Source organism: uncultured Phenylobacterium sp., assembly GCF_902826855.1.
Lineage (GTDB): Bacteria > Pseudomonadota > Alphaproteobacteria > Caulobacterales > Caulobacteraceae > Phenylobacterium.
In genome coordinates, this window is record NZ_CADEGK010000154.1 from 1 (window position 1) to 11,245 (window position 11,245).

The following is an 11,245-nucleotide window of genomic DNA, read 5'->3' on the forward strand; positions in this document are numbered from 1 at the left end:
CCCCGCCGATATCGTCCGGAATCTCCCTCAAATAGCTCTGCCCCTTCTGCAGGCGCCGCCCCAGCGTTTCGATGAATCCCTCGTAGCGCTCACGCCCCTTGGCCTGCGCCGACGCCTGAGCATCGTTCGGTAAGGGCGGCGTGATCGTCAGCCAGAAGCGGACGAAGAGGGCCAGTGTCTCAGCGGTGACGCCAAGGTCGCGCTCCAAGCGCTGTACCTGGCGCGACAGGCGATCAAGGCGGCGGGCGAAAGCGGCTTCGCGCTTGTCCGCGCCATCAGGTGACAGGAATGACGCAACCGCGGCCTCGACGATCGCGGAGCGGGAGAGCTTCTTGCGGTCGGCGAGATCGGCGATCTGGCGGAGCATCTCGGGCGGGAAATAAACGTTCATCCGGTCGCGCATGGTTACCTCACAGATCGATGCCGTCATTGGGATCGAGCGCGACCTGTCTCGCCACGCCGCGCATCTGCTGGCGCAGCGCCTGACGCTGCCGCGCCGCGTCTTCCGGCTCATCGTCAAGCATGATGGAAAACTCATCGGCCGCGGCAGGTCCGGTTGTTTCCTTGGCGATCGCGACATGGTCGGGCAGTTCGGGCTCGCGCCGCAGCCCGCCATTGGCTGCGTCTTCCGCCTTGTTGAGCTGGGCCGCGAGGTCTGCGTCGGGCCGCTGCGGCTTCAACCCGGACCAGGCGTCCTTTCGGGTCGAACGCCCGCATTTCGCAGGGTCGGGCGATGGCAGGATGCGCTCCTTGAAGCGGCGATCCTCGAAATAGCGGGCCTTCTTGGCTCGGATGGGATGGACACCGGCGGCCATGACGATCTCGTCGGTCGCTGGCAGTTGCATCACTTCGCCGGGAGTGAGGAGCGGCCGCGCCGTCTCCGAGCGCGAGACCATCAGGTGACCGAGCCATGGGCTGAGCCGATGCCCGGCATAGTTCCGCATCGCCTTCATCTCGGTCGCGGTGCCGAGCGCGTCGCTCACGCGCTTGGCGGTGCGTTCGTCATTGGTCGCGAAGCTCACCCGCACATGGCAGTTGTCGAGGATCGCATTGTTCGGGCCATAGGCCTTCTCGATCTGGTTCAATGACTGGGCGATGAGGAATGACTTCAGGCCGTAGCCGGCCATGAAGGCTAGCGCGCTCTCAAAGAAGTCGAGCCGGCCGAGCGCTGGAAACTCGTCGAGCATCATCAGCACGCGGTGGCGCCGGTCCCGCGCATGCAGATCTTCGGTCAGGCGCCGGCCGATCTGGTTCAGCACCAGCCGGATGAGCGGCTTCGTCCGGGAGATGTCCGATGGCGGAACCACCAGGTAGAGCGTCGCCGGCTTCTCGTCGGCGATGAGGTCGGCGATCCGCCAGTCGCAGCGGCGCGTCACCTCCGCCACCACCGGGTCGCGATAGAGGCCCAGGAAGGACATGGCGGTGGACAGGACGCCCGAGCGCTCGTTGTCGCTCTTGTTCAGGAGTTCGCGCGCCGTCGACGCCACGACGGGATGAGGGCCGCCGGCTCCGAGATGCGGCGTCGTCATCATCGCCTTCAACGTCGCCTCGATCGGACGGCGCGGATCCGACAGGAAGGCGGCGACGCCGGCGAGCGTCTTCTCCTCCTCCGCGTACAGCACGTGCAGGATGGCGCCGACGAGCAGCGAATGGCTCGTCTTCTCCCAGTGATTGCGCTTGTCAAGCGAACCCTCGGGATCGACGAGCACGTCGGCGACGTTCTGCACGTCGCGGACCTCCCACTCGCCGCGCCGCACCTCCAGGAGCGGATTGTAGGCGGCCGACTTGGCGTTGGTCGGATCGAACAGCAGAACGCGACCGTGTCGCGCCCGAAAGCCGGCGGTCAGCTGCCAGTTCTCCCCCTTGATGTCGTGGACGATGGCGGAGCCCGGCCAGGTCAGGAGCGTCGGGACAACGAGACCGACACCCTTGCCTGATCGGGTCGGTGCGAAGCACAGGACGTGCTCCGGTCCATCGTGCCGCAGATAGGCGTCGCCGAGCTTGCCGAGAACGACGCCATCAGGTCCGAGCAGACCCGCTGCCTTCACCTCCCGCAGTTCAGCCCAGCGAGCCGACCCATAGGTCTCGACGTTCTTCGCCTCCCGGGCACGCCATACTGACATCGCAATGGCGACCGCGATGGAGATGAAGCCGCCTGAGGCGGCGATCACCGCGCCTTCGACGAAAATCGGCGGCGCATAGGCGTCATAAAAATACCACCACCAGAAGAAGGCGGGTGGGTAGTAGACCGGCCAACCCGCCAGATCGAACCACGGCGTGCCGAGCTGCGCCTGAAACCCGAGCCGCCAGGCGGTCCATTGGGTCGCGCCCCAGGTCGTGAACAGCACGATGAGGAACACGGTGGTGATCTGGCCCCAGAGGATTTTCGTCGCGGACATCGGCGGCGGTCCTTTCTTCCTTGTCGGTTAGAGGGCGAGCCCGCGCTTGCGGCCGAGACCCCATTCGATGCCCCCGCCGTCCTTCACGGCGCCGGCGACATGCTGGCCGAGCCTGCGTTCGATCTCGCGGGACCAGGGCACGAGCTGGAAGCCGAGGCCCCCATCGCGTGCCGTGCTCTCGATCATCGCGAATCGGCCGGAGGAGAGGTCGAGACGCTGGCGATAGATGCCGGCGACCTGATCACCGGCGGATGCCTTTATGTGTTGCAGCCCGGTCTCGGCGGAGAGGCTCGCACCGACTGCATCCAGTTCGCGCCGCCGCAGTGTGGCGAGGAGGTCGCGCTGCAGGATGATCCGCTGGCCCTGGCGGCGACCGAGGCCTTGGTCTGCGAGATGCTCGGCCCGTGCCTGCAGGGCGTCGCGTACCTCCCGCCCAAAGCCTCCCATCGAAAGCGGCATAGGGTCCGCTTCCACCAGCCGATGGTCCAGCCAGGTGGCTCCCTGCGCCCTGATCTGCCGGCTGAGATCGAGGTCTGACCGGGAGGCGAGAACGAGCGTCGGGCGCGGCTCATCGGCTCGGCCAAAGCGCCGAACCTCCACGATGCCGCCGATCGCAGGCGCATGCTCGAAGGCCTCGACACCGCGGAACCGGACATGGTGGGCGCGGCCGTCGGTGCCGTCGATCACTGCATAGGCTTCGCCCGTCAGCTCGTCGTGCAGCCCACGATCGATCAGCCGCCCGATGATCGGCGCCTGTCCGCTGTCGCCTTCGATGACATAGTCGGCGACAGCGCGATCTTCACCGCGCTCGACGAAGGCGCGGTGCATCGTCTTGATGATGTCGCCGCGAAGTCCGAGGTCGCGCAGGTGGCGTTCGGCGTCGAGCCCGACCATCCACTCGCCGGGAGTGGCGGAAGACGCGAGGCCCATCTTCTCCAGGTGCTGAAGTCGACCGATCATGAGCCGGCGGGTCTGGGGATCACCAGCACCGGACTGCTCGGGACGTAGATCGATGAAACCGGTCTCGTCGGCTGCGATGCGGATCTCGACATCGAGGCGCGTCCAGCGCTCGGCTGTGATTTCGCGCTCGAGCGCCGTCTTGATCTCGTGCTCCGGCTTCGGACCGAGCTCGATCGACACCAGGTCCTCCGCCCGGGAGCGTAAGCCGCGGCTGATGTAATCGCGGGAGATGACGAGGTCGGCGCCCTCAGCGTCGATGCCCCGCACCAGCAGATGAACGTGGGGATTGTCGGTGTTCCAGTGATCGACCGCGACCCAATCGAGCCGGGTGCCGAGGTCGGTTTCCATCTGGCGCGCGAGGTCGCGCGTGAAGGCGCGCAGGTCCGTCATCTCACCGGCGTCTTCGGGCGAGATGATGAAACGGAAATGGTGCCTGTCATCCTTCGAGCGCGCGGCGAAACCGGCGTCATCGGCGTGGTCGTTTTCGACATCGAACATCACGGCCTTTTCGCCGTCGCGCGTGACGCCGTCGCGCTTGAGGTAGGAGAGGTGGGCATGGAGCGGCGCGGACCGAAAAGCCCGGCCCTGGTGGCGGGCGATCCGCGCTTTGACGACGACGCGGCGCGACGAGCTGAAGAGCCGTGCGCGGCTGAACGCGATGCGTCCTCGCCCGAAGGTCGAACGGCCATAGCCGGACGCCTTGCGCCCCGGACCGCCACCAGTGCTGACATGCCCCGAGCGCTTGGCGGCGCGCAGGACCTGATTGATGAAGCTCTTGGGCTTCGGCGCCCGCGTCGAACCGATGCGGCCTGGCCGGACCCGGAAGTCGCTGTCGCCATCGCTCATCGCCGGCCTCCGGCGGGCCAAACGATGGACAGTGCCGGCAATGTCGTTGAAATAGCGTGGAAAATAGCCGGAACCGGCACTGCCCCCGACCGACCGGCACGCGAGAAGCCATGCGAAAGCAATGGCTTGCACGAGAGTGGCGAGCCGCTTTTATCTCGCCGTCTGTTGGTCGTGTCTGCTTCGCTCCAACCGCCCCATGCCGCCCGTTTCCGGAAGCTCGCTACACCGCGCCAGAGTGCGATCCTGGTCATGGGCGCCCCCCATCGCTGGCGCGCGTCACGAAGATGCCTGCCGTCTGCGTCGAAGCGGCGATTGGGGGTTGCTGCGGATCTGCCGTCCGGCCGGCGTTCTTTTGACGATCGGGCTGCGATCGTTCTGCACCAGCGCTGCCATCGGAGCGCGCGACGAACAGCGGCGACCGAGTCCAGGCGAGCGGGTCGACGGTCGCGACAGCGATGCCGGTAGCGAGGGGCTCACTGCCAATCAGCGGCGCGAGCGCTGACACATAGGCGATGGTCTCAGCGGGCAGCGCGCGGCCCGCTGAGAGATAATCATCGTAGCGCCCGGGACCGGCATTGTAGGCCGCGAGGAAGCCCGGCGCGCCGTAGCGGTCGTGCATTTCACGCAGATAGGCTGCACCGGCGAGGATGTTGTCGCGCGGGTCAAAGGGATCGGCGCCCAGACCGTGGCGCGCGCGGAGGTACGCCCAGGTCGCGGGCATGATCTGCATGAGCCCCATCGCGCCCTTGGGCGAGACGGCACGGACCCGACCGCCGCTCTCGACGCGCATGACCGCCCAGATCCAGCGCTCGGGAATGCCGAACCGCTGCGCCGCCTCGGCGACCGCTTGCGCGTGGGGCGAGGCTGCAGCGGTTCGCTCGATGGACGATGTCTGCGCCACAGACGACGCGGGCATCACGCCGGCAAAGACCAGGCCGGAAAGGAGAAGGACGGGCAGTCGGCAGGCGACCCGTTTCGCACCGACGGCGGTGTGGCGACGAGAGACGCGCATCGGTCAATCCCGCTCGCTGCGCTTGGTCGGCCGGTTCCAGTAGAGCCCCCAAGCTGACTTGTTGTCCGCCGACTGGAACAGGTTGGCCCGGATTGGCTGCGCGAAAGTCGGATCGTCGAGCTGCAACGACACATACTCGCCGGCCTTCTCGCCGGTGCGCTTCCATCCAGCCCCCACTTCCGGCCCATCGGCATCGTCGCCGAGGTGAACGCGATAGTCGGGCGCGTTCTCCGCGTCGGAATGCTCCGCCGGGACGAGCACCAGAGCTGCATCGAGTGCGAGCGTGCGGATGCGGCCGCCAAAGCCGCTCTTGGTGCGGGTAAATTCTCCGATCAGGGTCATGGCAACCTCCTTGGCGATGTGGTGGAACGGGTCATGGCTGCGCCGTCTACCCAAGTCGGCGCGCGCCAGACGAAGCGACCGTTGCCGTCTTCGTCGGTGTACAGAGGAGTGGCCCGCCCGATCACAGTGGTGACGGCGAGAGGCCCGAAGTAGCGGCCGTCGAGGCTGTCTCGGACGGCGATATTCATGAGGAAGAGTTCGCTCGCGCCGAGCCGGTGGCAGCCCTGCCAGATGGGCAGCGTGCGTCCCAGACGGTCGTGGTCGAGCGCATTGCCGACGGGGGTTCCATCGACTGTGATGTCAGCGCCCGAACGGCAGACGGTCTGGCCAGGCAGTGCGGCAACGCGCTTCAAGAGCGGCACGCCGCGCGGCAGATAACCCCGGTCCGCGAGGAAGGCGGCAAGCGGCTCCGGCGCATTGACCGCGACAAGGTCGGTGACCTCGAGCGGGGTAGCCGAGCCGATCTCATAGAGGCCGACCGGCACACTGGCCGATGCGTTCCAGACAAGCCGCGGTGCCGTGTTGACCACCGCGAGCGTGATCAGCAGGAGCGCGGCACCCGTGGTCGTCAGCAGGTAGCCGGCGCGCGTCATGGCTCTGCTCTCTGTCGCAAGCGCCACGCGCGGTGCTGCTGGCGGGAGTAGGCTCGCGGGACGTCACCGGCGGCGAGCCGGTTGTGGACATGGCGCCAATAGTCAGGCGCAGCTTCGGCGGGATCGATGTCGAGCGCTTCGATCGCGTCGGTCAGAAGCAGTACGCGTTCGACGCTCGGCCAGCCGCTCGTTTGCAGCAGGATTTCACCACCGGGCCGTACCGAGGGCAGCGTCTGATAGCCTTCGCCCGCACTGACGGCGCGCAGGATGTCGATGCGTGAGACGACGGTGCCAAAGCCATTCGAGGCCCAGCGGACGAAGGCGAAGACAGCCCCGGCGGGGAAGCTGAGGACGCGACGCCGCCGGTCGAGGATCTGTTCGTGGACCGCATGGCCGAAGCGAATCCAGTGTTCGACCTGCTTCTCGCGCCAAACCAGTTCGACCTCGGTGAGCCGACCCGAAGGTGATGACGGCCGAACGCCCGCTGCGCCATGAATTGCCGGAGCGTTCATTGCCCGTCCCCCTCGGCAGGAAATGCGTTCGCGAGCAGCTCGCGCAGCATGTCAGCGACGGTTTGGCCGCGCTGGAACGCGGTGACCTTGATCCGGCCGCGCAGGTCCGGCGTGACGTCGATGGTGAGGCGCGCGGTGTAGGCGATAGCGTCAGCCCTGCGTCCGCGCGGATCGTCGGCGGCCTTGATCCAGGTGTCCGGGTCGCCGGGCCGCGCGGCGAAGCTGCGCCTGGTCATGGTGCGAGCCTCCCGACTTCGGTGCAGAGCGCGGCGACCTCGCGCGCACCGGCGCGCTGGCCATCGAGTTCCGAGATCAGGCGGCCGGATTGCGCGGCATCCGCGAAGCCGACGCGTTGGCCGATCGCGCTCGCCAGCACCGGCGGATCATGTTCGGCGAGCGCCTTGGCGGTCTCGCGCGCGATGACGGTGCGCGCGCCGCAGCGGTTGAGCACGAAACGCGCGACGAGCGACGGGCGGAACAGGCGTGCTTCACGGAGCAGTGCCAGCATCTCGGCCGACGCCCATCCGTCGAAGGGCGATGGCTGAACCGGGATAAGGACGAGATCGGCGGCAAGCACGGCCGAGCGCATGAGGCCGGCGACGCGCGGCGGCCCATCGATCACCACATGATCGGCGCCGCGCGCCAGTTCGGGCGCTTCGCGGTGCAAGGTGTCGCGCGCCAGTCCGATGACGGCGAATTGGCGGGGCAGGCCTTCACGGGCGCGGGCTTCGGACCAGTCGAGCGAGGAACCCTGCGGATCGGCGTCGATGAGCATGACACGCTGGTCGCGGCTGGCCCATTCGCCGGCGAGATGGAGCGCGAGCGTCGTCTTTCCGACGCCGCCTTTCTGGTTGAGCAACGCGACGATCATGACCGCGCGCTCCGTCGGCCGCGGGGAGGTTTTCCACCGTCGCTCCGCTCCAACAAGAAGTTAGATTCTTTGTTAGACTCTAAGTTAAGGCTCGGAATCGCTGTTTCAGGCCAGAGGGTTAGCTGCGATCCGCGCGCCCGAAGTCCCGAGGCGGCTGCGCCCGAAATCCCGATACCATTTGCGCCCGAAGTCCCGATCGCATCCACAACGCCATCCACAGGGCCTGTGGACAAGCTGATAGGGCGGATGAGCAAGCGTTCCTGACGACCGGCGCGCTCCAAAGCCAAGCGATAGCCGGGTAGCGGCTGGCGGGCGACGATGCGGCGGATGTCGATGGCGAAGTCGGAGACGCGCGCCAGGCTACCCGATTTTGCGTGCAGGTGCGCAATGTCGAAGGTCCAGCCCGCAGGCTGACGGCCGGCATGTTTGCGGGCGACCCGATAGAGCCAGCGCTCGATGCCGCCGGTCAGCCGGAAATAGGCGGGATCGATGGCGAGGACGAGCGAGCGGTCGATGACACCGCGATAGAGCCAGTCGGGTAGGACAAACTCCATGCCCTCCACACGGCCGTCGCGCGTTGTGCATTCCCCCCACTCGTTGATCCAGGAGAATTGCTGGCGCCGCCAATGCTCGCCGTTGCGGATCGTGGTTTGGATGACGGTCGACTGCAGGCGCGCCAACGCGCCCTTCAACAGCCGGTAATCGCGCGATCCGGTCTGACGTCCGATCGCGGTCAGGAGCTGATAAGGGGTGAAGCGCAGGAAGCGTGAGGTCTGGAACCCGAGGTTTGCGGCTTCGACGATCTGGCTTGCGGCCCAGATCAGGATATCGGCGTCCCAGATGGTCGCCATGCCATGCTCGGGGACCGCGAACACTTCGACATGGACGTCGCCGGCCTCGTAGAGGATCGGCGTGGTGCGTTTGGCTTTGGCCAGCGAGAAGAAGGGCCGCTCCATCAGATCGCGCTGATCGCGCGGGCTGGCGTCACCGGTGGCGACGACGAACGGATCGAGCCGTGATCGTTCGCTTGGGGAGAGGGGGCGTTGCCGTGGCGGCATGTCGGACGGCTCAGCGGGCTTGGCCGCCGCCGAAGGCAGGCGTTATGGCGGCATGGCGCTTGGCGGGAAGGACACTGCCGCGCGGATCAGACGTCGAGGTGACGAAGCCGCGGTCTGCCCAGGCTTTCAGGTCCTCGAGCGCGTAGACGACGCGCCCGCCGAGCTTTCGATAGGCGGGACCGGTGCCGTAGGTCCGGTGTTTTTCAAGCGTGCGATCCGAGAGACCAAGGAAGCGGGCCGCTTCGGGTGTGCGGAGAAAGCGTTGCGGCACACCGGCGCCATTTGGTGACATGATCGGGCCTCCGAGGTTGCACGAGAGCCGCTGGGGGACAGCGGCGGTTGGCGGCTACCCTGGCGGAGCGCGACGTTGCGGAAGGAGTGGGAAGCTGGCGGGAGCAAATCCCCACACACGGCCTGCTAGCGTCGACGGCGATGACTGAGCAGGCGTCGATAGCCGCCAGCGATCATGGCGAGGCCGCCGCGCACAAGTTCCATGGTGGCGAACCGGCGTGAGGATGTTTTCCAGGGTTCATCGGCAAGGTCGCGCGTGCCGAACAGGATCGCGGCGATCTCGCGGTAGCTGGCGCCGCTGAGACGGCCGTCTACAGCCTGCAACATCCGTCGCGCACGGTGACGCTGCTGCCGCGTTAGCCGCGTGTCGGCCGGGACCGAGCGGCCATGGAGCGAACTTAATAGGCGGGCGACTGCCTCGAGCCGATCGAACCCGTCGGGGCCGAGCGGAATGACGGCCGCCGTGCCCTCGGCACCACTCGCGCCGGCGAAGCGCAGGATCTGAAGCCGTTCGCCGTTCGTCAGGCGATGAAGGAAGTGGAAGCCTTGCGCGTCTGACTGACCAGCCGCGTGGCCCTTAATGGTTGGCGACTTGTCGTCTTTGGGCAGGATAGCGGGCGGCGCGGTCAGCAGCACAACGCCAGTGTTCAATGTGGGTGCCCAGATGGGCGCGGCCTCTCTGGCGTCGAGGGCAGGCGACACCAGGAAATCGCAGCCCCCATCGAGACCTCGTCGCCTCGGTTGCTGCAGTGTCGGCGTTCGGTTCCACCTGAGCGGCCTCGAAGTCGCGCTGATAGTCTTCGTTCCGGCGCAGCCATTCCCAGGCGAGTTCAGGCGAGACGAGGTCTTCGACGTAGTCGTAGTGCTCGGATGATCGCCAATGCGAGATGTCGGGGGTCATGCATCCTCCGCCAGCAAACCTGCAGCAGCTTCGCTGGGCAGGATTCCGTCACGCGAACCAAAGCGGAAGCCGGAGAATAGGAAACGGGCGATGCCGCCGCGGCATCACCCCCGCATCACCGGCGCGGATGCTCGTGTGCGAGCTCGCGGTAGCCGTGCTGGGTCATCCATCTGGCGCGGTCGAGATGGCTGTCGTGGACGCGGCGGGCGCGCTCCGGTTCGGCAGCCGGGTCGATACCGAACAGGATCAATACGGCTTCTTCCCATGCCGCGCCGTCCGACGCAGCATCGAGGAGACGGAGGTAGAGCGTCATGTGCTGACGGTCATAGTCGGTGACCGACGCGCTCTCGGGCGGCCGTTCGAGGAATTCTGCCTTGGTCACGAAGCCCCACCTGGAATCACAGTGCCCCTGTGTGTGGGGATGGCGTTAACCAAGCCCGACTTCGACGGCAACGGGTATGGTTGTTGGCCCGCAATGCGGGTTGGCCGTCGTGAACCGGCGCTAGCGTCTCTTCCGCATGTCGCTGGTGGCTTTTCGGCCATGGACGAGCATCACCCCTTCACCTTGGTCGGACACTAGGAGAAGGATGCCGTTCGCCTCGAGTGCCCGGCGCACCTGATCGCGTGTGCTCTCATACACCTTCAAGTCGCTTTCCGACTCGAGGCGCTTGAGCGCGGTCAGTGATACTCGGGCTGCGTCAGCGAGCGTCTCCTGTGTCCAACCCAGCAGCGCGCGTGCGGCCCGCGACTGTCGGGCGGTGATCATGCATGATCACCTCCCACCAGGGCCTACGCGCACGCCAGAACTACGACTATAATAGTCGTTCTTAGCTTCTCAGGCCAGACTGAAGAGCGTCTATTGCGGTCGTTCGAGTAGTTCAGGCCGCAAGCTGATTCGGATGCTTTGGCAGGCGAAGACCCCGTCCGGATCGACCGGACGGGGCGTCGCTGGAGCCTCAGTCGCCGTTGCGGCGGCTGGGGCGGGACCAGATGAGGCTGAACCCTTCGCCGTCCTCGTCGTCGAACAGGTTGGCGTAGATCGGGGCGTTGAAGCTCGGGTCGTCCAGCTTGAGACCAAGATAGTCGCGGCCCTCGTTGGAGCGCTTGGACCAGGCGGCGCCGATCTCGGCGCGACCGACCAGGACGCGGTGGCTGGGGGCGTTCTCGCCCGTGGCGCGGGTCTCGGGGACGATGCGGACGTTCTTGGCCTGAACGCTCAGGGTGACGATTTCGCCGGTGAACTCGTTCGTGCCGGTCTTCTTGAAGGTGCCGATGGTCGCCATGTCAGTTCTCCTTGATCTGAAGTCTCGAGCCCGCACCATTGCGGCCTCGATGGCGATCGATGGGCCGGAGACGATCGACGGCGCACTCCTGCCTGGGGTCCCCAGTTTGCTGGGGTAGGCTTGGGGCCTGACAGCAAAGGAGGAACTTTCTTGTCGCGCGAGGAATGACGGCGCAGC

The 11,245-nt window shown here is 66.6% G+C and carries 16 protein-coding genes; all 16 read right to left on the reverse strand.

From position 1 onward, the window contains the following. Window positions 1-403, reverse strand: a 403-nt coding sequence (locus QZV94_RS18150; RefSeq protein ID WP_293679944.1) for a CopG family transcriptional regulator, incomplete at its 3' end; no start/stop codon positions are given. Between the two features lie 7 nt (window positions 404-410). Continuing rightward, the gene (locus QZV94_RS18155; RefSeq protein WP_293679948.1) at window positions 411-2,399 is read right to left on the reverse strand and encodes a conjugal transfer protein TraG; all 1,989 of its coding nucleotides are present in this window, start codon (window positions 2,397-2,399) and stop codon (window positions 411-413) included. A gap of 27 nt (window positions 2,400-2,426) precedes the next feature. Further along, entirely contained in the window at window positions 2,427-4,205 is a 1,779-nt protein-coding gene (locus QZV94_RS18160; RefSeq protein WP_293679951.1) for a DUF3363 domain-containing protein, read from the reverse strand. Between the two features lie 247 nt (window positions 4,206-4,452). Beyond that, window positions 4,453-5,217, reverse strand: a complete 765-nt coding sequence (locus QZV94_RS18165) for a lytic transglycosylase domain-containing protein (protein ID WP_293679954.1) — start codon at window positions 5,215-5,217, stop codon at window positions 4,453-4,455. A 3-nt stretch (window positions 5,218-5,220) separates the two neighbouring features. After that, a complete protein-coding gene (locus tag QZV94_RS18170; protein ID WP_137803546.1) occupies window positions 5,221-5,559 on the reverse strand; it encodes a DUF736 domain-containing protein in 339 nt (112 codons plus the stop codon). After that, a complete protein-coding gene (locus QZV94_RS18175) occupies window positions 5,556-6,152 on the reverse strand; it encodes a S26 family signal peptidase (RefSeq protein WP_293679964.1) in 597 nt (198 codons plus the stop codon). The genes QZV94_RS18170 and QZV94_RS18175 overlap by 4 nt, the downstream gene beginning before the upstream one ends. Continuing rightward, a complete protein-coding gene (locus QZV94_RS18180) occupies window positions 6,149-6,664 on the reverse strand; it encodes a DUF2840 domain-containing protein (protein WP_137803544.1) in 516 nt (171 codons plus the stop codon). The genes QZV94_RS18175 and QZV94_RS18180 overlap by 4 nt, the downstream gene beginning before the upstream one ends. Further along, window positions 6,661-6,900, reverse strand: coding sequence for a hypothetical protein (locus QZV94_RS18185; RefSeq protein ID WP_137803543.1), 240 nt, complete (start codon window positions 6,898-6,900; stop codon window positions 6,661-6,663). The genes QZV94_RS18180 and QZV94_RS18185 overlap by 4 nt, the downstream gene beginning before the upstream one ends. After that, complete coding sequence (gene parA, locus QZV94_RS18190; protein WP_293679974.1) at window positions 6,897-7,535, reverse strand: ParA family partition ATPase; 639 nt, start codon at window positions 7,533-7,535, stop codon at window positions 6,897-6,899. Before parA ends, QZV94_RS18185 begins: the two co-directional genes overlap by 4 nt. After that, window positions 7,532-8,593, reverse strand: a complete 1,062-nt coding sequence (locus tag QZV94_RS18195) for a replication initiator protein A (RefSeq protein WP_293679980.1) — start codon at window positions 8,591-8,593, stop codon at window positions 7,532-7,534. Before QZV94_RS18195 ends, parA begins: the two co-directional genes overlap by 4 nt. A 10-nt stretch (window positions 8,594-8,603) precedes the next feature. Next, the gene (locus tag QZV94_RS18200; RefSeq protein ID WP_293679985.1) at window positions 8,604-8,885 is read right to left on the reverse strand and encodes a helix-turn-helix domain-containing protein; all 282 of its coding nucleotides are present in this window, start codon (window positions 8,883-8,885) and stop codon (window positions 8,604-8,606) included. A 125-nt stretch (window positions 8,886-9,010) separates the two neighbouring features. Then, window positions 9,011-9,520, reverse strand: coding sequence for a DUF2285 domain-containing protein (locus QZV94_RS18205; RefSeq protein WP_249357740.1), 510 nt, complete (start codon window positions 9,518-9,520; stop codon window positions 9,011-9,013). Next, the gene (locus QZV94_RS18210; RefSeq protein WP_293679992.1) at window positions 9,462-9,785 is read right to left on the reverse strand and encodes a DUF6499 domain-containing protein; all 324 of its coding nucleotides are present in this window, start codon (window positions 9,783-9,785) and stop codon (window positions 9,462-9,464) included. The genes QZV94_RS18205 and QZV94_RS18210 overlap by 59 nt, the downstream gene beginning before the upstream one ends. Window positions 9,786-9,900: 115 nt before the next feature. Continuing rightward, entirely contained in the window at window positions 9,901-10,167 is a 267-nt protein-coding gene (locus QZV94_RS18215) for a DUF2285 domain-containing protein (protein WP_293679995.1), read from the reverse strand. A gap of 120 nt (window positions 10,168-10,287) precedes the next feature. After that, window positions 10,288-10,551 carry a helix-turn-helix transcriptional regulator gene (locus QZV94_RS18220; RefSeq protein WP_137803538.1) on the reverse strand — a complete coding sequence of 88 codons (264 nt, stop codon included), beginning with the start codon at window positions 10,549-10,551 and terminating at the stop codon, window positions 10,288-10,290. A 190-nt stretch (window positions 10,552-10,741) separates the two neighbouring features. Then, window positions 10,742-11,068, reverse strand: coding sequence for a DUF736 domain-containing protein (locus QZV94_RS18225; RefSeq protein WP_293680004.1), 327 nt, complete (start codon window positions 11,066-11,068; stop codon window positions 10,742-10,744). Window positions 11,069-11,245 lie beyond the last annotated feature (177 nt).

Coding starts and splice junctions, on each gene's coding strand:
- QZV94_RS18220 (WP_137803538.1), bottom strand. CDS start 10,551: ATGATCACCGCCCGACAGTCGCGGGCCGCACGCGCGCTGCTGGGTTGG.
- QZV94_RS18195 (WP_293679980.1), bottom strand. CDS start 8,593: ATGCCGCCACGGCAACGCCCCCTCTCCCCAAGCGAACGATCACGGCTC.
- QZV94_RS18180 (WP_137803544.1), bottom strand. CDS start 6,664: ATGAACGCTCCGGCAATTCATGGCGCAGCGGGCGTTCGGCCGTCATCA.
- QZV94_RS18165 (WP_293679954.1), bottom strand. CDS start 5,217: ATGCGCGTCTCTCGTCGCCACACCGCCGTCGGTGCGAAACGGGTCGCC.
- QZV94_RS18160 (WP_293679951.1), bottom strand. CDS start 4,205: ATGAGCGATGGCGACAGCGACTTCCGGGTCCGGCCAGGCCGCATCGGT.
- QZV94_RS18185 (WP_137803543.1), bottom strand. CDS start 6,900: ATGACCAGGCGCAGCTTCGCCGCGCGGCCCGGCGACCCGGACACCTGG.
- parA (WP_293679974.1), bottom strand. CDS start 7,535: ATGATCGTCGCGTTGCTCAACCAGAAAGGCGGCGTCGGAAAGACGACG.
- QZV94_RS18155 (WP_293679948.1), bottom strand. CDS start 2,399: ATGTCCGCGACGAAAATCCTCTGGGGCCAGATCACCACCGTGTTCCTC.
- QZV94_RS18225 (WP_293680004.1), bottom strand. CDS start 11,068: ATGGCGACCATCGGCACCTTCAAGAAGACCGGCACGAACGAGTTCACC.
- QZV94_RS18170 (WP_137803546.1), bottom strand. CDS start 5,559: ATGACCCTGATCGGAGAATTTACCCGCACCAAGAGCGGCTTTGGCGGC.
- QZV94_RS18200 (WP_293679985.1), bottom strand. CDS start 8,885: ATGTCACCAAATGGCGCCGGTGTGCCGCAACGCTTTCTCCGCACACCC.
- QZV94_RS18175 (WP_293679964.1), bottom strand. CDS start 6,152: ATGACGCGCGCCGGCTACCTGCTGACGACCACGGGTGCCGCGCTCCTG.
- QZV94_RS18210 (WP_293679992.1), bottom strand. CDS start 9,785: ATGACCCCCGACATCTCGCATTGGCGATCATCCGAGCACTACGACTAC.